Here is a 21869-nt window from a genome sequence, read left to right on the forward strand (position 1 = left end):
ATAATATATGTGATCAATTATTCTGTAACTGGTAAGTTTTGTACTGGTGCCGCAGTTGCAGGTGCAACTGGAGCTGCAGTTTCTGTGTTATCAATGATTTTAGAATCTGTATCGCTTAATGTTCCTGTAAAACTTAAACTTGATAATAATATTAATGCGATTAGTATCGTCGCCAATGTCCAAGTGCTTTTGTCTAAAAAGTCAGTTGTTTTTTGTACTCCACCTAACATTTGAGAACCACCTATGGTAGAGGATAATCCCCCTCCTTTAGGGTTTTGAACCATTATTACTACAATCAATAGAAAACAAACTATTGTTATTAAAACTAAAAAAATTGAAAATGTGCTCATTGTTTAATTATTATTTTGTTGTAAAATCTTAATATCCATTATACGGTCTGCAAAGAAACTACTTTTTTCTGGATATTTCAAAATTAATATCTCATAAGCTTGAATCGCTTTTTGATATTTTTTTTGTTCTAAATATACGCGGGCCAAAGTTTCAGTCATCAGCGAAGAGTGATCGTCCTTATTTATGTCAATTCGAACAGTAGAGGCTACTCCGTGTTTAACTGGCGATATCTTCGGGCTGCTTTCGATAAACTTATCGATTAAAGCTGCTTTTTTCTTTTTCCCCTCGTTTTTGGGCGTAGGTTTTTGAATGTTATTTTTTTCGTTTGCCCTATCAATAGGTTGCGTTCTGGAAAGTTGAAGCCATTCTTGGAATGAATGCTTTTCGTTTGTAGAAAAATCTAACGGTGCACCGATGGCTAATTTCTCTTCTACTACAATTAAATTTTCATTTAAGTCAATTGGGGAGGCCTCTTTTATAGAGGTTTGAATGGATTGTTCAAGTTTATTCTTTTTAGCTTCTAATTTTGTTGGAGGGCTAATTAATTCGCCGCCAATTATATCGATATCTAAAAGTTCAAGTGCTTTTTGATCGTATAAGTCTTTTTGGATTGCAATAAACCCCTCCGATGTTATGAAGTCAAACAGGACTGCTCTGTCAGTTGTATGAGCGGCAGTAACTTTTAAAGCAAAGTTATATTTAAAACTATTCTCGTTGTACAATCCTTTTAATCGCAAAGCTTGAGCACTTTGAAAAAAAGGAAATTCATCCAATACTTTTTCTAGAGCTAAAGTTTGCGTCCCAGAAACAGTATTTGGTTTATTTATTAGTGTAGTATAAGCAGTTACATTCATTTTCAGATTTCAGATTTTTTAAACCTAATTACGTCTTTTGGTTTACCATTTAGCTAAGGATTCATTAAATATGTCTTGTGTGATTCTTTCGAAAATCACTTTAATGGCACTATTTAAGGTCGAGCCTGAAAGTTGTTGAGTTGCAGGATAATCAAAAAAGAATTCAAACGTTCTTTCGAAGTTATCAATTTCCTTATTTCTATTGGTAAATCGAACATTCACTCTGATTTTTAAGCGGTTTTGAGAAGCTCTTTGATCAGCGGTCGCAGTCATTGGGCTTATTCTATAGTCAACAATCTCTCCTTCATAAATTAAATCCCCTCCACTTTTTACTAAATTTAGGTTAGTTTGATTCATGATGATGTCTTGCAAGGCAAGTGTAAATGTTCTGTCGATTCCAGGTTCAATCAAATCTGCATTGTTTTGAAAAAAGTTAACCTGAAATGTTTTTGCATCAATCTTTCCGGTTCCCGTGAAGTTATACACGGAACAACCGGTCAAAAGAAGTAATGATAACAAGGCTAGTAAAGAATATATTTTTTTCATATTTTGTATTGAAAATCCTAATATTTGAAAACCCCAATTACAATCCGATAGAATTTATAATTTTCAATTTTGCCAAATATACTAATTTGGATTATAGAATTGATGTATTAGTTTTTGCTTCTCCTGACCTGCATTTTCCGATTATAAATCGAATTGTTTAATTTTTCGATATAAAGTCCGTTCTGAAATACCTAATTCATCAGCTGCGGCTTTTCGTTTACCCTTGTTTTTTTCTAATGATTTTTTAATCATTTCTATTTCTTTCTGTTCTAGTCTCAAGACTTCTTCCTCCTCCTCCACAGCTTCGGCAAAAAGATAGTCATCGTCATTTTCCTGATAGCTCCCTTCATCGTTCTGACTGGCAATTAAAGCCGTTCTTGGTTCTTCCTCTTCAAAATCTATCTCACTATCATTTTCCTTAGACCCATAAATTTTTGTAATGAGGTTTTTATTGGTTTCTTGGACTTTAGAACTGCCATTTTCCATTAATTCCAGAGTAAGTTTTTTTAGATCGTGTAAATCACTTTTCATATCAAAAAGTACTTTGTATAAAATTTCTCTTTCGTTACTAAAATCACCGTCGCTTTTTTTATTTTTTATCACTGAAGGTAAATTGCTGCCTTCAGAAGGTAAATACGATTGTAAAATGGCGGCAGTAATATCCCGATTAGTTTCCAAAACAGAAATTTGTTCCGCGACATTTCTGAGCTGACGAATGTTTCCGCTCCAACGAAATTTTTGTAATACTTGGACAGCACCTTCATCTAATTTCAAAGGGGGCATCTTGTATTTGGAAGCAAAATCAGCAGCAAATTTTCTGAATAATAAATGAATATCATCTTTTCTATCTCGCAATGGAGGTAGCAGAATGTCAACGGTGCTTAAGCGATAGTACAAATCTTCTCTGAATTCTCCTTTTTCGATAGCATCAAATAAATTGACATTGGTGGCCGCTACAATTCGTACATCTGTCTTTTGAACTTGGGAAGAACCTACTTTTATAAATTCGCCATTTTCAAGTACACGAAGTAATCGAACTTGCGTCGTTAGCGGTAATTCACCTACTTCGTCCAGAAAAATAGTTCCGCCATCAGCTACTTCAAAATAACCTTCACGAGTTCCTGTTGCTCCTGTAAAAGCACCTTTCTCATGGCCAAAAAGTTCACTATCTATCGTTCCTTCTGGTATAGCTCCACAGTTTACAGCAATATACTTCCCGTGTTTTCTATGCGAAAGGGAGTGTATGATTTTTGGAATGCTTTCTTTTCCAACGCCACTTTCACCTACAACCAATACTGAAATGTCAGTAGGAGCAACCTGAATGGCTTTTTCTATCGCACGATTTAGTTTCGGTTCATTACCGATAATCTCAAATCGTTGTTTTATAGCTTGAACTGTATCCATTATTTTTGTCTTTTTAATCTGTGGCAAAATATTTCTAATTCATTTCGCTCAATCCTACTGCTTCCCCTTTCAATGTTCCCGATGTACAAGAAGTTATTTTTACATTTACAAAATCTCCAATAGCGTACGCTTCTTTTGGAAAAACTACGGTGATGCTTTGTGAGTTTCTTCCAGAAAATTCTTCAGTGGATTTTTTTGAAATTTTCTCTACCAAAACTTCTACGGTTTGTCCAATAAATTGCTCGGATCGCAACCAGGCATGTTTTTGTTGCAAGTCCACAATTTCCTGTAAACGTCGTGCTTTCGTTTCTTCGGTTACATCGTCTTCCATTTTGCGTCCAGCTAAAGTTCCAGGTCTTTCAGAGTAAGAGTACATATAACCAAAGTTGTATTTCACATATTCCATTAAACTTAAGGTGTCTTGATGGTCGTCTTCCGTTTCCGTTGGAAAACCGGTAATCATATCTTGCGAAATCGATCCGTCAGGAATAATAGTTCTTATTTTATCAATCAATGTCATATATTCTTCACGGGTGTGCAAACGATTCATTTCCTTCAGGATTCTATTACTTCCTGATTGAACCGGTAAATGAATGTGTTTGCAGATATTAGGATGCTTTGCGATTACGTGCAATACACTTTCATGCATGTCTTGTGGATTAGACGTCGAAAAGCGAATTCTCATTTTTGGAAAGCCAACAGCTGTCATTTCTAATAACTGGTCAAAATCAACTGCGGTCGCTTTTTGTATTTCAGAAGCAGTGGCGAAATCTTTTTTCAATCCGCCGCCGTACCAAAGAAAGCTATCCACATTTTGTCCAAGAAGGGTAATTTCCTTGAATCCTTTGTCCCATAAATCCTGGATTTCCTTCATGATACTTTGAGGTTCACGACTGCGTTCACGGCCGCGGGTAAAAGGGACTACGCAAAACGTACACATATTGTCACAACCGCGTGTAATGGATACTAAAGCAGTGATGCCGTTACTCATCAAGCGAACCGGTGAAATATCACCATAGGTTTCGTCTTTAGACAAAATAACGTTGATGGCGTCACGTCCTTCTTCGACTTCTGCTAGTAAATTAGGCAGATCTTTATAGGCATCAGGCCCTACAACTAGGTCAACAATTTTTTCTTCTTCTAGGAATTTGTCTTTCAAACGTTCTGCCATACAACCTAAAACGCCAACTTTCATTTTCGGGTTAATACGTTTCACAGCATTGTATTTCTCTAAACGTTTTCGCACTGTTTGTTCGGCTTTATCACGAATGGAGCAGGTGTTTACGAGAACCAAATCGGCTTCTTCCAGGATTTGTGTGGTATTGTATCCGTTTCCGGATAATATGGAAGCTACAATTTCGCTGTCCGAAAAATTCATCGCACAACCATAGCTTTCTATAAAGAGTTTTTTAGTATTCTCGGGTTTGTTTTCCAGTACAAGACTTTCACCTTGTTTGCTTTCTTCAATTATCTTTTCCATTATCTTTTTTCAGATTGCAAAGATACGGCAATTGCTATAGATATGACAAGATGTCAGATGAAGATTTAACAATGTTTTTGGTTTTTATTTGTAATACTGGTGAGAATCAAAAGGTGGAGCTCTTTCCCGCTTTCCGTTGCAAGTCCTCGCAAAAAAATTAAAATTTCTAAAGTTCCATAAAGAGCTTCCGATGGTCGCTTTTCTTGAACAGGAAACTTTTAGTTTTTTTTCTCCGTGCTTTTTACTTTAATCTGGGCTAAAGTCTTCGATTGTTATTATAAAAATCAAGTCTTTTTCCTGTTGCCCTGTTTACATATAGTGCTTTATAGTTAAGTATTTTAAGTAAGGTTATTTCAATTAGCCAAAGGTAAAGTTGCAACGCTTCGTGTTTTATTTCTGGATTGGTTTTAACAGTTTCAATTGGGTGTACGATATCATTTCGAATAGTGGTTATAATCCCTGCGATATCTCTATATTGAGATTTTGTAATACAATTTTCAGAGAAAATTTTTAGATTTTTATAATTTTTAAGAATTATTTATATTTAAGTATTTAATTAAAGCTCTAAATTTATTTGGAGTGTACGGAGGATGATTGTTATTTGGTAAAGTTCGATAATATAATTGTTCTAGCCCTGCTTGTGCCATAATTAGAGAGCCGTCAATTAATCCAGCTTGATTATTCGATTCTATATACCAATGAATTATTGAGGTCAAAAAACTTTTTCCAGTATCAGATTGCCAAATAAAACTAAATTCTTTCCACATTAAATCTAAACTCTGAACGTTTCTATCATATAAAAATGATTCGACATTCTTATATGTTTTAACTCGTGTTGCCCGATAATCAATCCATGTTTTAATTTCCTCATTGTATCCTGTTAAAAATAGACAAGATAATTTGCGCCCATTACGAAAGCTTAAAAAAACATTTAAACAACTAATAATTTCATTACTTTCTACCAATGTAAATTTAGCATTGTTTCTTTTTTTTATATTCCCAGCATAGAGTAAGTTATATCCTCCAATAATGTCCAATTCTTTTTTTAGAATCTTACATTCAGTGTCTTTGTCAATTATGATTATCCATTCGTCATTTTTAAGTTCAATTCTTGAACGACATGTTTTCACACCAGATGGGATAACTTTTTTTACAACTTCACCAGATATTGGTCTTAAATTTAGTATTGAGAAAGTAACTAAATCAATAGATTCGTCTTTTTCTCCAATTATAATTTTGTCTTGAAAAACCCTTTTATATGGGGACTTTCTTGAGGCTCTGAAATTGTTGAAGTGAGTAAAGTTTAAATTGTGGCATTTATAAAAGAGTTTCCTATTTCTTTTGCATTGATAGCTACTTTATATATCCTAAATTGATTTTGTATGTGTTTGTGAAAATTGCAATGAGAAATGTTACCAGAAAAAAAAACAACCATAATTTGGGAACCATTCGAAGTATATTTCGCCATCAATGTCTATTTTTCCTGTCTTGTTTTCGATATTAATTAATTCGAAAGTACCTTTAAATATATCAATTCGAGAGTTTGGACCTTTTAGCATTATTGAATTCTCAATGATGTTTGGAATGTTTTCGTACTTTTCGATTAGATTATTCATTTACTACAATTCAAATTTATGCGTGGTACAAATATAACTTTTGAAAATAACTAAAAATATATGTGTTTATCGTTTAAATTAATCTCTTATTTCATTTCATAATTCTTCAACAAAAAACTCCCTTCTATTTCTAAAAGAGAGTTTTTATCAACAAATCAAAATTAAAACTTTAGAATAAACCGACGTCTAATTGAATTCTTGCAATTTTATTAGCAGGATTCCACATGGCAGTTGCAGAAACAGGTAGTTGATAAGCAAATATTTCGATGTTTTTGGTTACGGTCATACCTGCATTTACAATATCAAAATCACTTTCAACTTTACTAGTATACAAATGTTTGCCGCCAGTGATAGGAAAAGCAGCTCCCATAAATAGATTTAGATTGACCCGTTGCTCTCTAATAATTGGATAACTTAATTCTAGATAAGTAGAGTTTCTGCTGCGATAGTAATTGCCTCTGTTTAATTCACGGTCATTTAGTCCACTGTATAGCAAGACGTCTGCTTCGATCCGTAAAGGAAATGCTGCGGGAAAACGATAAGACGTTCTTAAATCTATAAGGTGCGTAGTACTATTTTTATCGTAATTGAAAACTTCTGGTTTTTCTATTCCAGTCGTGTTAAATAAATCCCATAGCCCAATGGATAAATTATTTTTCTGGTATTGAATGAAATAATTTATTTCAGTGTATTCTCCGTTAAATCCTGCTCCTCCCCAAAAACCGGTGGTAAAATGTTGGTTTTTGTCTAGTGCATAATGGATATAACCAGTGGCAGTCATTCCATCATTGATGACAAGTCCTCTCCAGAGATGACTTGTTCTTAGATTGACATTAAAGTCTAATCTAGATTTTTTCACCTCTTGATTAGAGGTTTCTATTGTGTCTGAAACAGCTTTTTTTTGAGCATATCCAGTTATTCCTGTAAGTAAAATTACAGCGACAATTAGTGCTTTTTTCATGGTTTGGTTTTTTTAAGCGAGAGGTTTAACTTAGCATTAAGAAGCATAATGCGGCTAAACTTGATCCTATGATAGGACCTATTATTGGGACCCAAGCATAGCTCCAGTCACTATTTCCTTTTAGAAGTAAGGAGTGTACAATTCTAGGGCCTAAGTCTCTAGCGGGATTAATTGCGTATCCTGTCGTACCACCTAGACTTAATCCAATCGCCCATACTAGTATTGCGACCGGTAACGCACCTATAGAACCTAATCCAATTTTAGCATCAGCAGCTACTGCGATACTCACATCTGGTCCTGCGAGATAAAAAATCACAAAAATCAGGACAAAGGTTCCTATGATTTCACTAATCATATTAGATGAGTAATTTCGTATCGCTGGTCCGGTGCTAAAACAAGCTAATTTTCCGCCTTCATCTTCTGTCGCGGCAAAATGATCTTTGTGAGAGAGCCATACTAAAAAGGCACCTAGCATGGCCCCAATTAGTTGGGCAATAACATAAGTTGCTACTTGGCTCCAAGCAAATTTACCCACGAGTGCTAGGCCGAGTGTTACAATGGGGTTTAAATGTGCGCCGCTTACCGGTCCGGCTACAACCACTCCTACAAAAACAGCAAACGCCCATGCAGTAGTAATTACTATCCATCCTGAATTATTTCCTTTTGTTCCCGTAAGAACTACGTTTGCAACTACTCCGTTTCCTAATAGAATCATTAACATCGTGCCAATTATTTCGGCTATAAATGGTGTCATATTTTAGTATTTTATGATTTACAATTAGTCTTCGATCCAGTTTTCTGCACGTCCAACGGCTTTGTCCCAGTTTCTCACTAGTTGGTCTACTTCGGCTTGAGGCTTTTCAGGAGAAAACACGCGGTCAATGGACCATTGTTCTTGTAGTTCATCAATACTTTCCCAGTAACCTACAGCTAGTCCCGCTAAGTAGGCAGCTCCTAAAGCGGTAGTTTCAAGCATTTTGGGTCTGATTACATTAAAGCCAAATAAATCAGATTGAAATTGCATCATTAAATTGTTGACAGCCGCACCCCCGTCTACTCTTAACTCTTTTCCTTTTTTGCCAAAATCAGCTTCCATTGATTTCACTAAATCATATACTTGGTAGGTAATTCCTTCTATGGTCGCACGCGCTATGTGTGCATTTGTTGTTCCTCTTGTGATGCCCAGAATTGCACCTCTGGCATATTGGTCCCAATGTGGTGCGCCTAAACCGGTTAAAGCAGGGACAAAATACACACCTCCGTTATCCGGCACACTCGATGCTAATGCCTCTATATCTTCGGCTGAATCGATCATTTTTGCACCGTCTCGCAACCATTGGACTGCTGCTCCGCCTACAAAAACACTTCCCTCTAACGCATAAGTTGTCTTTCCATTAATTTTCCAAGCGACGGTAGTCAGTAAATTATTTTTAGAATAAACTGGTTTGTCTCCCGTATTCATTAACATGAAACAACCTGTCCCATAGGTATTTTTCACCATACCAGGTTCGGTACATAGCTGTCCAAAAAGTGCTGCTTGTTGATCTCCTGCTACACCTGCAATTGGAATTTTTGTAGAGAATAGAGTTGTGCTGGTCTCTCCATATACTTCGCTGCTCTGTTTTACTTCGGGTAACATGGACCTTGGTATATCGAATAACTCAAGTAATTCCGTATCCCATTCTAAGGTGTGAATGTTTAACAATAAGGTTCTGCTTGCATTAGAAACATCGGTCATGAACATTTTACCGCGTGTTAGCTTCCAGATTAGCCAGGTGTCTACCGTTCCAAAGCACAGTTTTCCTTGTTCCGCTTTTTCACGCGCGCCTTCTACATTGTCTAAAATCCATTTTACTTTCGTTCCTGAAAAATAGGCGTCTAAAACGAGTCCAGTCTTCTTTTGAATCAGGTTAGCATAGCCTGCTGCTTTTAATTCATTGCAATATTTTGCTGTTCGCCGATCTTGCCAGACAATAGCATTGTATAAAGGTTCGCTAGTTTCTTTATCCCAAACGATTGTGGTTTCACGTTGATTAGTGATTCCTATTGCAGCAATTTCTTTGCCTGTAATACCCACTTTTGCAATTACCTCTGCAGCGCAACTAATTTGAGAAGACCAAATTTCGTTAGGGTCGTGTTCTACCCATCCTGGTTTGGGGAATAGCTGTTCAAAAGGTTTTTGTGAAACACTCACGATTTCTCCGCCGTGGTTAAAGACGATAGCCCTAGACGAAGTTGTTCCTTGATCTAGTGTTAAGATTAATTTGTTTTTCATAGTTAGTATAGAATATGGTTTATAGGATTATTTTTTAAAATCGGATAGGAGAAAACCGTTCGCAATAGTTGTGAACTCAGCTATTTGATTTTGTATCCATTTCTCGTCATGACCTAGTTCTTTTGCTAATAACTGCGCAACTTTTTCACTGGAAGCGATAGCCGCGCGGGCATCTAAGAATAATAAGCGAACTCTTCTTGCTAAAACATCATCAATTGTTCGCGCCATTTCATAACGAATCGCCCACGCTACTTCCGCCATCGTGTAGTCGTAATCTGGATGTAGTTTTTCTTTTAATTCAGGTTCCTGATTTTGTAACTCTATTATTTTAGGAATATCCGTGCCATAAATGTATAAGTGATTTTCACGGTCTTTAGCACTCGTTATTTTGTGTCCATGAATTGCAATGTGTTCTGTTTTGCATTTCTTTTTTGGGAGATGGCGTACGCGTATTGCCTTGTCTATTATGTCTTCGGCAATTTTTCTGTAGGTAGTCCATTTTCCTCCAGTGATCGTTATTAGTCCTGTATCAGAAACAATTATTTTATGACTTCTGGAAACTTCCTTAGTACTTTTTCCCGGCTCCTTTGGTGCAGCTAATGGTCGTAACCCCGCATAAACCGAAAGAACGTCATCACGGGTAGGTTTTTTTACTAAAAACCTCTGTGCTGTTTCTAGAACAAATTCGATTTCGGATTCTAAGGCAATTGGCTCAAGACTATGGTTTTTTATTAAGGTGTCTGTTGTTCCTACTACTATTTTGTTGTGCCAAGGCACTGCAAATAAAACCCTTCCGTCGCTTGTCTTTGGTATCATCAAGGCGTGATCGCTTGGTAAGAATGATTTATCAAATACAAGATGTATTCCTTGACTTGGAACAATATATTTTTTATAAACGGTATCGTTTAGTTTCATTATGGAATTTGTGAAGACGCCCGTTGCGTTGATAATGGCTTTTCCTTTCAAGTCGAATAATTCTCCAGTTTCTTGATTTTTAACTTGAACTCCAGTAACTTGATCTTTTGAGTCTTTTAGTAAATTAACCACTTTAGTGTAATTTAAAAGACAAGCGCCCTTTTCTACTGCAGTTTGAGCCATATTGATTGCTAAGCGGGAATCGTCAAATTGACCATCTTGATAGATAACACCGCTTACCAAACCTTTCTGCTCTATTGTAGGGAGCAGTTCAATCGTTTTTTTCTTTGAAATATATTTTGATCGGCCTAGACTTAATTTTCCAGCCAATAGGTCATAAATAGTTAGTCCAATGGTGTAGAAATAGCCACCCCACCAGGTGTAATTTGCTATGACAAAAGATTGATTTTTAACTAAATGCCCAGCATTTTGAGCCATTAAGCCTCTCTCTTTAAGAGCTTCTCTAACAAGAGCGATGTCACCTTGCTCGAGATAGCGTACGCCACCATGAACTAATTTAGTGCTTCTGCTGGAAGTTCCTTTTGCAAAATCTACTGCTTCAACTAAGATAGTTTTATATCCTCGGCTGGCGGCATCAACTGCGGTTCCAAGACCGCTTGCACCCCCACCAATGATGATTACGTCCCATTCTGGTGTTTGCTTTAACTTTGATAATTGTTCGTTTAGTTTCATAATGTGTTTTTTAGTTGTAAATTACATATATTTACTTTCACATTGCAAACATAATGAAAGAAATCGAAACTTTTATTGTTTCATCAAAAATATTCTGTTAAAATTGCGTTTTTGAAAAAAAATATGTTATTTTGTGTAATAATAACTAATAAAATAGGCTTTGATTAACAGGAGACAGCAAGATATACTTAATGATTTAGAGCAAAATGGATATGTCAATGTGGTTGACCTATGTGAAACCCATAATGTTTCAGCCGTAACCATACGAAAGGACTTGAATTTTTTAGAAAATGAAAAGTTATTACATCGAACGCATGGGGGAGCTAGTAAAAAACCTTTATATGCTTTTGAGCGTAATGTTGATGATAAGGAGGAAATGCAGGTGGAGCAAAAAAAGCAAATTGCAGAAGAGGCACTAAAATACATAAGTAATAGTGATTATATTATTTTGGGTTCGGGTTCTAATATTCATTATTTGTCTCGAATTATTAAAGGGTTCCACAAACTAACAGTTCTTACCCCCTCATTGAAGGTTTCGTTAGAACTGTGTAAAGAGCCTAGTATTGATACTATTCAGTTAGGTGGAGATATCCGAAACAGCTCAACTTCAGCTGTGGGACCTATTGCTGAAGCTATTTTAGGTCAATTTTCTTGTAATAAATTGTTTTTAGGTACTGATGGTCTTCATTTAGAATTCGGTCTAAGTACATCAAATGCCTTGGAAGCACATCTAAATCAAGCTATGATTCAAGTTGCGGAGAAAGTTATTGTGCTTGCGGATTCAACAAAAATGAATATTCGAGGTTTTGGTAAAATCTGTAATCTAAACAAAATAGATGTGTTGATTACTGATGATGGTATTGATGTCGAAACTAAAATGAGATTAGAAGAAATAGGAATAAATGTAGTGATTGCTGGTAAGTTATAGTTTTATTATTTTGTCTCAGACTTTCTCAATAATCTAAATTCAAATGTTTAGACGTTAAATGTTTCGGCTGTTTTTGACTGTTTATTTTTTCTAAAAATAGTGTGAATCTACCCTATATTTTGATGCTTAAGATTTGAAATAAACACTTTTAAAAGTCTCAAAAGCACTATATTTAAAAAAAATAGATACTTTTGTTGCAGAAAAATAGAGCAATGGCAAAGAATTTAGTAATAGTGGAGTCCCCTGCAAAGGCGAAAACAATCGAGAAATTTCTAGGTAGCGATTTTCAAGTGGAATCAAGTTACGGGCATATTGCCGACTTGCCTTCCAAAGAAATAGGGGTAGATGTAGAGAATGGTTTTAAACCTAAATATGAAGTTTCTTCTGATAAGAAAGCATTAGTCAGTAAATTGAAAGCGTTAGCTAAAAAAGCTGAAATGGTTTGGTTAGCAAGTGATGAGGATCGCGAGGGGGAGGCTATTTCTTGGCATCTTGCCGAAGAATTAAAATTAGATAAAACAAAAACAAAACGAATTGTATTTCATGAAATTACTAAAACCGCTATTCTGAAAGCGATTGATAATCCTCGTGAAATTGATTATAATTTAGTAAACGCACAACAGGCTCGTCGTGTTTTAGACCGATTAGTAGGTTATGAACTGTCCCCTGTTTTATGGAGAAAAATTAAAGGGGGGCTTTCAGCAGGTCGCGTGCAATCGGTTTCGGTTCGTTTAATTGTGGAGCGTGAAAGAGATATTCAGAACTTTAACGCAGTAGCAAGTTATTCTATTGTTGCTGAGTTTACCAATGAGTCAGAAAAATCATTCAAGGCAAAACTGCCTAAAAATTTCAATACTAAAAAAGAAGCAGAAGACTTTTTAAACAAAAATATTGGCTCTATTTATAAAGTTTCAGATTTAGAAACAAAACCAACCAAAAAATCACCAACAGGACCTTTTACTACGTCGACTTTACAACAAGAAGCGGCAAGGAAACTATATTTACCTGTTGGGATTACAATGCAGTTAGCACAGCGTTTGTATGAAGCCGGACTTATAACTTATATGAGAACAGATAGTGTGAACCTTTCCAAGGATGCGATGGAAGCTGCTCAGGCAGAAATCATTAAGTCCTATGGAAAAGAATTTTCTAAACCTCGAACTTTTGTCAATAAAAGTAAAGGGGCACAGGAAGCACACGAGGCGATTCGTCCAACGGATATGTCCCGTCATACAGTGAATATCGATAGAGATCAAGCCCGATTGTATGATTTAATTTGGAAAAGAACTTTGGCTTCGCAGATGAGTGATGCGAAGCTGGAAAGAACAAACGTCAAAATCGACGCGAACAACCACGGTGAAATTTTTACGGCGTCCGGTGAAGTGTTGCTTTTTGAAGGTTTTTTGAAAGTGTACTTGGAAGGTCACGATGACGATGAAGAAGAGCAAGAAGGAATGTTACCAGCGATGAAAGTCAATGAAAAATTGCAGTACAATTATATTACGGCAACGGAGCGATATTCAAGAGCTCCGGCGCGCTACACAGAAGCTTCTTTGGTTAAAAAATTAGAAGAGCTAGGAATCGGGCGTCCATCAACTTATGCGCCTACTATTTCTACCATTATTAATAGAAATTATGTAGAGAAAGGAAATCTTGACGGTCAGGAAAGAAATTATACCCAACTTACTTTGCAATCTAATAAAGTAGCAGAGAAGCTGCTCAAAGAGAATACAGGTTCTGATAAAGGGAAATTAGTTCCTACAGATATCGGTACAATTGTTACTGATTTCTTAGTAAAGAATTTCGGGAATATCTTAGATTATAATTTTACGGCAAAAGTAGAACAGGATTTTGATGAAATTGCAGACGGAAATGTGAACTGGACAGAAATGATGCAAGAATTCTATGATAAATTTCATCCCACAGTAAAAGATGTAGAAGAAAATGCCGAAAGAGAAAGTGGAGAACGAATTCTTGGGAAAGATCCAAAAACTGGGAAGCAAGTTTCTGTTCGTTTAGGAAAATTTGGACCGATGGCTCAAATTGGAGAGGCGGATGATGAAGAGAAAAAATTCGCCAGTTTAATGCCTGATCAAAACATTGGAAATATTGGTTTGGAAGAAGCGTTGAATTTATTTTTGCTCCCAAAAGACCTAGGGGAATATAAGGAGGAAGAAGTTCAGGTAAGTAATGGTCGTTATGGTCCTTACATTCGCCATGGAGCCGCTTTTGTTTCTTTGCCAAAAGGAGAAAATCCTTTAGATATAGATTTTGATCGAGCAAAAGAGTTAATTGATGAGAAAGCAATTGCTGATGCGCCTATTGCATTTTATAAAGAGGAGGGAGTTCAAAAAAGTGTTGGTCGTTTTGGTCCTTTTATCAAATGGAACGGTTTGTTTATTAACGTAAGCAAAAAATATGATTTTGATAATTTGTCACAAACGGATATTGAAGCATTGATTGAAGATAAACTGCAGAAAAATATTGATAAAGTTCTGCATAACTGGGAAGAAGAAGGTATTTTAGTAGAAAAAGCACGTTGGGGACGCTCGGTGATAACCAAAGGAAAAATAAAAATTGAACTTTCTAAAGAAGTTGATGCGACAAAATTGACATTGGCAGAAGTTCAAGAAATGATAGCTAAGAAAACACCTGCTAAAAAAGTGGCTACTAAAAAAGCGCCAGCCAAGAAAGCAGTAGCTAAAAAACCGGCGGTTAAAAAACCTGTAGCGAAGAAACCAGCAGCAAAAAAGAAATAAAATGGAGTTTGATTTTTTGGAGCCTATTGATAATGAGATTCTTGACTTAATTCAAGGAATGACTTCTCAGCAGTTGGGGAGTAAAATCGTCTTACACACGACAGAGCAATTTCCAGATTTAGAGAAGATTAATATTGCTATAATTGGAGTTTTAGAGAGCCGAGGCGCTGGTAAAGGGAAAGAAAACGTTGATTTATTTGCAATTCGTAAAGAACTATATACCATGTTTCCAGGTAACTGGGATGCTTCGATTGCTGACTTGGGTACTATTATGAAGGGAAATTCCATAGAAGACTCTTATTTTGCTTTGCGAAAAGTAGTTTCAAGTCTAATTAAGAAAAAAATTATACCCATAGTTATTGGTGGTTCCCAAGACTTGACATTTGCACTTTATAGGGCTTTTGACGAGCTGGAACAAATGGTTAATTTAGTTGCAATAGATAGTAAATTCGATTTTGGAAAGGAAAATGATGAGGTATTCGCTTCGTCTTATCTGACTAAAATAATTATTGAGGAGCCGAACAATCTGTTTAATTATTGCAATATTGGATATCAGACTTACTATAATTCACAAGAAGAGATTGATTTAATAGAAAAATTATTTTTTGATGGCTACAGATTAGGAGAGATTTCTAATAATATTGCATTAGCAGAGCCTGTTTTTAGGGATGCTGATCTAGTTAGCCTTGATTTGAACTCTGTAAAATCTGCGGATTCAGGTAATTTTACCTCGTTTTCTCCTAATGGTTTTAACGGAAAAGAAATATGCTCTTTGTCGAGATATGCTGGCATTAGTGATAAAGTGTCTATATTTGGTATCTTCAATCATAATAATTCATCTCAAGAATCTGTACTGATCGCGCAGATAATTTGGTATTTTATTGAGGGATTTCATTATCGATCTAATGAGTATCCTTTTGGGAGCCGAGAAAATTATATAAAGTATATTGTCCCTTTAGAAGAAGAAACGCTCGTTTTCCATAAAAGCGATAAAACGGAAAGGTGGTGGATCGAAATACCATTTATTTCAAATGGGAATAATAAATTAAAAAGAAATACGTTATTACCATGTTCTTACGATGAATATTTAGGAGCATGTAACCAAGAATTGCCAGAAAGATGGTGGAAGGCACAAAGAAAAAACAGCATTTAAAAAAAGAAGGTTTTTGATACGACTATTTTAATTCTTTTGAAAATTATGTTTAACTGAAAAGTATTGTTTTTTTCAAAAATAATAAATAGGTTTACAATCTTTAAAAATAATGAATACATAACCCGGATTTATATGAAGAAGTTCATTGCATTTATGGCAATATTAGCCCTGTTAGTCAGCTGTGGTAAGTCAGGCGACAAAGGTGAGTTGGTTGGAGTTAAAGGAAATAAATGGAATCCTGAGAAGCCCTATGGGATGACGTTAGTCCCTGGAGGTGCTTATATTATGGGTAAAGCTGATGAGGATGTAGCTTCAATACAGGATGCTCCGACCAAAACAGTAACTGTTAGGTCGTTTTATATGGATGAAACTGAAATAACAAATAGTGAGTACCGCCAGTTTGTGGAATGGGTTAAAGATTCTACTATGAGGATGCATTTAGCTATTCTTGCGGATTTAAATGGCATAAAAGGCGGGCAAGGCGCGGGAAAAGGTAAGAATTCAGGTAGCATAGGTGATTTTGCCTTCAACGACTCAGATCCTGAAAAAATGACGGCTTATGACAAATACATGTATGATAACTACTATAGTATCGGTACAGAGGATGATATGTATGCGGGAAGAAGACTTAATAAAAAAGTAAAATTAATAAAAGACCCTAAATTATATCCAGATGAATATTACGTAGAGGTAATGGATTCTCTATATTTACCACTTGAGGCTTCGTATAATGGGCTAAGAACCATCGATGTTGATAAATTGGTGTTTCACTATTCGTGGATGGATATTCAAGCTGCGGCAAAAGCTAAAGTAGGGAAAAGGAAGGACTTCATAAAGGTAGAAGAAGTAAAAGTATATCCAGATACGACTGTATGGATTAAAGATTTCGCTTATTCTTATAATGAGCCAATGCATAATGATTATTTTTGGCATAAAGCATATGGAGATTATCCTGTCGTTGGCGTAAAATGGACACAGGCAAAAGCTTTTTGTGCATGGAGAACATTAAATAAGAACAATTATATCAAATCAAAGAAAAAGGGTCATGATTTAATCAATTCCTTTAGATTACCTACAGAAGCGGAATGGGAATATTCTGCAAGAGGAGGCTTAGAGTCTGCTACATATCCATGGGGCGGCCCTTATACTAAGAATGACAGAGGATGCTTTCTTGCAAATTTCAAACCAAATAGAGGTGATTATGCAGCTGATCAAGCATTATATACCGTTGAGGCTAAGTCTTATGAGCCAAATGGATATAATCTTTATAACATGGCAGGAAATGTTTCTGAATGGACGGATTCTTCCTATGACCCGAACGCATACGAGTATGTTTCCTCAATGAATCCAAACGTATTAGACGCATCTAATAAGCGTAAAGTGGTTCGTGGTGGTTCTTGGAAAGATGTTGCATATTTCCTACAGGTAAGCACAAGGGATTTTGAATATGCTGATTCGGCAAGAAGTTTTATCGGATTTAGAACTGTGCAGGATTACATGGGATTGCAAACAACCGGAAGCGGAAAAAAAATTAAAAACAGATAAAAAAAACCTCCTTAAATCAAAAAAATTATGGCATTATTAAGTAAAAAAGCAATGAATTTCGCATACGGAATGGGTGCTGCAGTTGTTATCGTAGGTGCTTTATTCAAAATTACGCATTTTGAGTTGGGACCTTTAACAGGAACGTTAATGCTTTCAATCGGGCTCTTGACTGAAGCCTTAATTTTTGCACTTTCTGCATTTGAACCTGTTGATAATGAGTTAGATTGGTCTTTGGTTTATCCAGAGTTAGCGAATGGTGCACAGCGTCCAGCGAAAGCAAAAGTGGAAGCTCCGTCAGATTCACAAGGAATGTTATCACAAAAATTAGATGCGATGTTGAAAGATGCCAAAATTGATGGAGAATTAATGTCAAGTTTAGGAAATAGTATCAAAAATTTTGAATCAGCGGCAAAAAGTATTGCGCCAACCGCTGAATCCATGGCTTCTACAAAAAAATATAGTGAGGAGTTAACCATGGCTGCTGCTCAAATGGAATCTCTAAATAGTTTATATAAAATACAATTACAAAGTGCTTCAAGAAATGCGCAAATCAATGAAGAAGTTCTTGAAAACAACCTAAAATTAAAAGATCAAATGCAGTCGTTAACAACAAATTTATCATCGTTGAACAATGTGTATGGTGGAATGCTTTCTGTAATGAGTAACAAAGGGTAATTAGTTTCGAACTATATAAGACAAACAACTAACTAATTATTAGAAAATATGGCAGGAGGAAAGTTAAGTCCTAGACAGAAGATGATAAACCTTATGTACTTGGTTTTTATCGCTATGTTGGCAATGAATGTTTCAGTAGAAGTTATTTCAGGCTTTGGCTTGATGAATGAAAAATTTGAAATAACAAATGAGACTGCGCAAGCGTCTAATGAACAACTTTTAACAGCGTTAGATTCGAAAGCAGAAGAAGCAAAAGGGGGATTCCTAATAGCTGCGGAGACAGCACACAAAGTAAAAATTATAACAGATAATTTTTTCAACTATATAGCGTCTTTAAAGGTGCAAGCTAAGGAGGGTTATGAGGTAGATTCCGAAACAGGAAAGTTACCGTATGAAGCGATGGATAAAAGTGATAATATAGACACGTGGTTTGTGGGCGACGGTTACTCAAAGAAGGGTGATGAAGTCGTAGCTAGCATCAATAAATATAAAGTAGATATGAAATCTGTTCTGGGAACAGACAGAAAATATGCTTCAATTATTAAGGAAATTGAAAGTGAATTTGATATTTCAGATGTTAAAAATAAAGAAGGATTAAATGATAAATATTTACTCTATCACTTTAGGGGGTTCCCCGCTATTGCTTCTATAGCAAAGCTCTCAACTTGGCAAAATGATATTAAGAAAGCAGAAATGGAAGTTTATAGCGCTGCTTTAGGAAAAGCCGCTGTTGCTGCTGCATCTTACAGTAATTATCAAGCAATTGTAGTCTTAGATAAAAATGCTTATTTCCAAGGAGAGACTGTTACTGGGAAGGTAGTTCTTGGCAGATACGATGGTAATACAAAACCAACCTCATTTTCTGGTCCGGGAAAAATTGTTAACGGACAGGCAGTAATCTCAATGACAGCTGGTGGAGTTGGTGAGCAAAAAATCGCTGGACAGTTTTCTTTTCTTGAAGATGGAAAAACAGTTCCTTTAAAGTTTGAAGGTAAGTATGTAGTTGTTCCCAGACCTAACTCGGCTACGATTTCTGCAGATAAAATGAATGTAGTGTATAGAGGCGTTGTTAACCCAATGTCTATTTCTTTTGCAGGTATTCCTGATAGTGATGTACAAGCTTCTGCTCCTGGTTTAACTAAGGTTGGGAACGGTAAATACAATATGAGTCCAGGTGGAGGAAATGAAGTTGTCATTAGTGTAACGGGTAAAATGTCTGACGGAAAAGTGGCAACTGATAAAAAAGCATATAGAATAAAAGGTATTCCTGGTCCAACCGGCACAATTAGGGGTGAAACTGGTATTGTTAAAGGTCCTAAGTCGAATTTAGAAATTGCTACTATTGGGGCCAAATTAGAAGATTTTGATTTTGAAGTTGGTTTAAATGTTGTTGGTTTCAATTTGAAAGTAGCAGGACAGGGAACAGTTGTCGTACAGGGAGATAAATTGAATGCGCAATGTAAAGCAGTGCTTTCTAAAGCGGGAAGAGGAGATCAGGTAACTATTTCAGAAATTAAAACAAAACTTGTTGGAGCGGGTAGTTATTTATTGCCAAGAACTTCTCCGGTGATTTTTGAAATACAATAATAGGTAAGTTGCCTTAGGAAGGTTACCTTAATATCTTATAATCATATTATGATGAATGTTAGAAAATTTTTATTAGTTATTATTTTAATTGCTGGAGGTTCTGCTGGTTTTGCACAATCAAATTTGTTAAACGCAAAAACACCAGATGAGATTGGTCTCAAAACTGACGCACAGCTCATATCAGACAACGATAAGCCTCTCGCTTATGGTTATGTTCATGACAGGGATATTTTGATGGGTAAAACGGTTTGGGAGATTATCGATCTTAGTGAAAAAATTAATTTTGCTTTATATTTTCCGGTCGATACTGCAAACATTGGATCTAATAGACGTTCATTGTATGATGTACTAATCAAAGCTATTAAAAGTAAAGAAATTACCGAGGTGTATTCAGATAGTTATTTTAATACAAAGAAATCATACAAAGACATTCAGTCAGCATTAAGTTTTACAGAAATGACTGATGCCGGTAGAGAACAAGTAAATGCCGGTCTAGAAGTATCTCCTGAGTACATCTTGACATCTGATATAACTGCAAAAGACGTGGTGCAATATAAAATAAAAGGATATTGGTACTTTGACAAACGTCAAAGTGAATTGAAATATCGTTTGTTGGGTATATGTCCGGTTACCCCCGATGTTTATACATTGAATAGTGATGATAAGGACTATATTGAATTATTTTGGGTTTTCTTTCCATCCGCTAGAGAAGTTTTGCATGAAGCCAAAGCTTTTAATGATGCCAATTCTGCAATGCCAATTTCTTTTGATCAGATACTGAATTCCCGACACTTTAATAGTGTTATATACAAAGAGGAAAATGTGTACGGAGACAGATCAATTGATGAGTATATGAAAGATAATTCACAGAATCAATTGTTAGAAGCAGAAAGAGTAAAAGAAAAAATACGTGATTTTGAATCAGATATGTGGAATTATTAAATTCCTATCTTATTAAATTAGAAGAAGCTCTTATCATAATCGATAAGAGCTTTTTTTTAGCGTAGTGTTTAGTCTATCGTTTTTTAATGTTCTTTCTTTGTGTTTTTTTTAACTGTTAGTTTTATAGTATGATTGATTATTTAATAGTAGGTTCAGGTCTTGCGGGTATTGGGTTTTCTGAAATTGCATTAAAAAATAGTAAGTCGATTTTAGTGATGGATAATAACTCCCAAAGTTCTTCAAGGATTGCCGGAGGGTTGTATAATCCGGTAATTCTTAAACGTTTCAGTGAAGTTTGGCAGGCGCAGGAGCAGTTAGCCGTTATGAACGAGTTCTACAGTGTTTTGGAAAATAAACTGAAGATTATTGTAGACTTTAAAAAGCCCATTTTGAGAAAATTTTTTTCGATTGAAGAACAAAATAACTGGTTTTCTGCTTCAGACAAAGTAGCATTAGCACCATTTTTATCGACAGAATTGATTACTAAAAAATATTCTGGGATAGATTCGCCCCATAATTACGGAGAAGTACTGCATACAGGGCACGTAGATACAGCGCTGCTCTTGGAAAAATATAGAGAGTATCTTGTGAGTAATAATCTATTCTTGAAAGAATCATTTGATTATGAATTACTCGAATTAATACCTGTTGGTATACGGTATAGAAACATGGAAGCACGACATATTGTTTTTGCAGAGGGTTTTGGGATGCATGGCAATCCTTATTTTAAGTATTTACCATTAGACGGTACAAAAGGGGAGCTATTTATTATTAAAGCGCCGGAGCTTAATTTAGATGTTATTATAAATACTAGCGTATTTATATTGCCATTGGGTGACGACTTGTTCAAAGTAGGGGCGACTTACAATTGGAAAGATAAAACGAACTCGGTCACAGAAGAAGGGAAGCAGGAATTAATCGACCGAATAAAAGAAATTATTAACTGTGACTTTACTATTATGGAGCATTTTGCAGGAGTTCGGCCAACTGTCAAAGATAGAAGGCCTTTAGTGGGAACCCATTCTCTCCACCCAGCGATTCACATATTAAACGGCTTGGGTACCCGCGGGGTCATGCTTGGTCCTTCTATGGCTAAAGCTTTATTTGATACCATAGAAAATGATATTCCTCTAGATTACTCAATTGATATAAAAAGATTTATCCCAAAAAGCCAGAGATAGCAGT

The 21869-nt window shown here is 35.7% G+C and carries 19 protein-coding genes; 8 read left to right on the forward strand and 11 right to left on the reverse strand.

Annotation, left to right across the window (positions count from 1 at the left end; translation table 11 throughout):
- Positions 1-17 precede the first annotated feature (17 nt).
- From secG to A3SG_RS0106780, 11 genes are all read right to left on the reverse strand, one after another.
- Positions 18-350: a preprotein translocase subunit SecG gene (gene secG / locus A3SG_RS19275; protein ID WP_035663541.1), complete on the reverse strand. Its 333-nt coding sequence runs from the start codon at positions 348-350 to the stop codon at positions 18-20.
- Between the two features lie 3 nt (positions 351-353).
- A complete protein-coding gene (locus tag A3SG_RS0106730; protein WP_016989264.1) occupies positions 354-1205 on the reverse strand; it encodes a tetratricopeptide repeat protein in 852 nt (283 codons plus the stop codon).
- A 42-nt stretch (positions 1206-1247) separates the two neighbouring features.
- Positions 1248-1751, reverse strand: coding sequence for an LptE family protein (locus tag A3SG_RS0106735; RefSeq protein WP_016989265.1), 504 nt, complete (start codon positions 1749-1751; stop codon positions 1248-1250).
- A gap of 141 nt (positions 1752-1892) precedes the next feature.
- Entirely contained in the window at positions 1893-3155 is a 1263-nt protein-coding gene (locus A3SG_RS0106745; protein ID WP_016989267.1) for a sigma-54 interaction domain-containing protein, read from the reverse strand.
- 34 nt (positions 3156-3189) lie between these two features.
- Positions 3190-4635 (reverse strand): tRNA (N6-isopentenyl adenosine(37)-C2)-methylthiotransferase MiaB, encoded by a 1446-nt coding sequence (miaB, locus tag A3SG_RS0106750; protein WP_016989268.1) that lies wholly within the window; start codon positions 4633-4635, stop codon positions 3190-3192.
- Positions 4636-5162: 527 nt separating this feature from the next.
- Positions 5163-5672: a hypothetical protein gene (locus A3SG_RS0106755; RefSeq protein WP_157485345.1), complete on the reverse strand. Its 510-nt coding sequence runs from the start codon at positions 5670-5672 to the stop codon at positions 5163-5165.
- 375 nt (positions 5673-6047) lie between these two features.
- Positions 6048-6251 carry a hypothetical protein gene (locus A3SG_RS0106760; protein WP_016989270.1) on the reverse strand — a complete coding sequence of 68 codons (204 nt, stop codon included), beginning with the start codon at positions 6249-6251 and terminating at the stop codon, positions 6048-6050.
- Between the two features lie 169 nt (positions 6252-6420).
- Complete coding sequence (locus A3SG_RS0106765; protein ID WP_016989271.1) at positions 6421-7212, reverse strand: hypothetical protein; 792 nt, start codon at positions 7210-7212, stop codon at positions 6421-6423.
- Between the two features lie 25 nt (positions 7213-7237).
- A complete protein-coding gene (locus A3SG_RS0106770) occupies positions 7238-7966 on the reverse strand; it encodes an MIP/aquaporin family protein (protein WP_016989272.1) in 729 nt (242 codons plus the stop codon).
- A gap of 24 nt (positions 7967-7990) precedes the next feature.
- Entirely contained in the window at positions 7991-9487 is a 1497-nt protein-coding gene (gene glpK, locus A3SG_RS0106775) for a glycerol kinase GlpK (protein WP_016989273.1), read from the reverse strand.
- Between the two features lie 27 nt (positions 9488-9514).
- Positions 9515-11095: a glycerol-3-phosphate dehydrogenase/oxidase gene (locus A3SG_RS0106780; protein WP_016989274.1), complete on the reverse strand. Its 1581-nt coding sequence runs from the start codon at positions 11093-11095 to the stop codon at positions 9515-9517.
- A gap of 160 nt (positions 11096-11255) precedes the next feature.
- Here A3SG_RS0106780 and A3SG_RS0106785 point away from each other — a divergent pair, with 160 nt between their 5' ends.
- The 8 genes from A3SG_RS0106785 (at position 11256) to A3SG_RS0106820 (ending at position 21865) form a co-directional block, all read left to right on the forward strand.
- Entirely contained in the window at positions 11256-12023 is a 768-nt protein-coding gene (locus A3SG_RS0106785; RefSeq protein WP_016989275.1) for a DeoR/GlpR family DNA-binding transcription regulator, read from the forward strand.
- A gap of 212 nt (positions 12024-12235) precedes the next feature.
- Positions 12236-14782 (forward strand): type I DNA topoisomerase, encoded by a 2547-nt coding sequence (gene topA / locus A3SG_RS0106790; protein ID WP_016989276.1) that lies wholly within the window; start codon positions 12236-12238, stop codon positions 14780-14782.
- A 1-nt stretch (position 14783) separates the two neighbouring features.
- On the forward strand, positions 14784-15935 hold the full coding sequence (locus A3SG_RS0106795) for a formimidoylglutamase (RefSeq protein WP_016989277.1): 1152 nt from the start codon (positions 14784-14786) through the stop codon (positions 15933-15935).
- Between the two features lie 132 nt (positions 15936-16067).
- Entirely contained in the window at positions 16068-17480 is a 1413-nt protein-coding gene (gldK, locus tag A3SG_RS0106800; RefSeq protein ID WP_029596655.1) for a gliding motility lipoprotein GldK, read from the forward strand.
- Between the two features lie 27 nt (positions 17481-17507).
- Complete coding sequence (gene gldL, locus A3SG_RS0106805; protein ID WP_016989279.1) at positions 17508-18155, forward strand: gliding motility protein GldL; 648 nt, start codon at positions 17508-17510, stop codon at positions 18153-18155.
- A 48-nt stretch (positions 18156-18203) separates the two neighbouring features.
- Positions 18204-19742, forward strand: coding sequence for a gliding motility protein GldM (gene gldM, locus A3SG_RS0106810; RefSeq protein ID WP_016989280.1), 1539 nt, complete (start codon positions 18204-18206; stop codon positions 19740-19742).
- Between the two features lie 51 nt (positions 19743-19793).
- Positions 19794-20684: a gliding motility protein GldN gene (gene gldN, locus A3SG_RS0106815; RefSeq protein ID WP_016989281.1), complete on the forward strand. Its 891-nt coding sequence runs from the start codon at positions 19794-19796 to the stop codon at positions 20682-20684.
- Positions 20685-20812: 128 nt separating this feature from the next.
- Complete coding sequence (locus tag A3SG_RS0106820; RefSeq protein ID WP_016989282.1) at positions 20813-21865, forward strand: NAD(P)/FAD-dependent oxidoreductase; 1053 nt, start codon at positions 20813-20815, stop codon at positions 21863-21865.
- Positions 21866-21869 lie beyond the last annotated feature (4 nt).

The sequence above is a fragment of the Flavobacterium sp. ACAM 123 genome (assembly GCF_000264055.1).
Taxonomy (GTDB): Bacteria; Bacteroidota; Bacteroidia; order Flavobacteriales; family Flavobacteriaceae; genus Flavobacterium.

What these genes read in the sequence shown, in the direction of transcription:
- secG (WP_035663541.1), bottom strand. Translation starts at nt 350, where the DNA reads ATGAGCACATTTTCAATTTTTTTAGTTTTAATAACAATAGTTTGTTTT.
- A3SG_RS0106730 (WP_016989264.1), bottom strand. Translation starts at nt 1,205, where the DNA reads ATGAATGTAACTGCTTATACTACACTAATAAATAAACCAAATACTGTT.
- A3SG_RS0106735 (WP_016989265.1), bottom strand. Translation starts at nt 1,751, where the DNA reads ATGAAAAAAATATATTCTTTACTAGCCTTGTTATCATTACTTCTTTTG.
- A3SG_RS0106745 (WP_016989267.1), bottom strand. Translation starts at nt 3,155, where the DNA reads ATGGATACAGTTCAAGCTATAAAACAACGATTTGAGATTATCGGTAAT.
- miaB (WP_016989268.1), bottom strand. Translation starts at nt 4,635, where the DNA reads ATGGAAAAGATAATTGAAGAAAGCAAACAAGGTGAAAGTCTTGTACTG.
- A3SG_RS0106760 (WP_016989270.1), bottom strand. Translation starts at nt 6,251, where the DNA reads ATGAATAATCTAATCGAAAAGTACGAAAACATTCCAAACATCATTGAG.
- A3SG_RS0106765 (WP_016989271.1), bottom strand. Translation starts at nt 7,212, where the DNA reads ATGAAAAAAGCACTAATTGTCGCTGTAATTTTACTTACAGGAATAACT.
- A3SG_RS0106770 (WP_016989272.1), bottom strand. Translation starts at nt 7,966, where the DNA reads ATGACACCATTTATAGCCGAAATAATTGGCACGATGTTAATGATTCTA.
- glpK (WP_016989273.1), bottom strand. Translation starts at nt 9,487, where the DNA reads ATGAAAAACAAATTAATCTTAACACTAGATCAAGGAACAACTTCGTCT.
- A3SG_RS0106780 (WP_016989274.1), bottom strand. Translation starts at nt 11,095, where the DNA reads ATGAAACTAAACGAACAATTATCAAAGTTAAAGCAAACACCAGAATGG.
- topA (WP_016989276.1), top strand. Translation starts at nt 12,236, where the DNA reads ATGGCAAAGAATTTAGTAATAGTGGAGTCCCCTGCAAAGGCGAAAACA.
- A3SG_RS0106795 (WP_016989277.1), top strand. Translation starts at nt 14,784, where the DNA reads ATGGAGTTTGATTTTTTGGAGCCTATTGATAATGAGATTCTTGACTTA.
- gldK (WP_029596655.1), top strand. Translation starts at nt 16,068, where the DNA reads ATGAAGAAGTTCATTGCATTTATGGCAATATTAGCCCTGTTAGTCAGC.
- gldL (WP_016989279.1), top strand. Translation starts at nt 17,508, where the DNA reads ATGGCATTATTAAGTAAAAAAGCAATGAATTTCGCATACGGAATGGGT.
- gldM (WP_016989280.1), top strand. Translation starts at nt 18,204, where the DNA reads ATGGCAGGAGGAAAGTTAAGTCCTAGACAGAAGATGATAAACCTTATG.
- gldN (WP_016989281.1), top strand. Translation starts at nt 19,794, where the DNA reads ATGAATGTTAGAAAATTTTTATTAGTTATTATTTTAATTGCTGGAGGT.
- A3SG_RS0106820 (WP_016989282.1), top strand. Translation starts at nt 20,813, where the DNA reads ATGATTGATTATTTAATAGTAGGTTCAGGTCTTGCGGGTATTGGGTTT.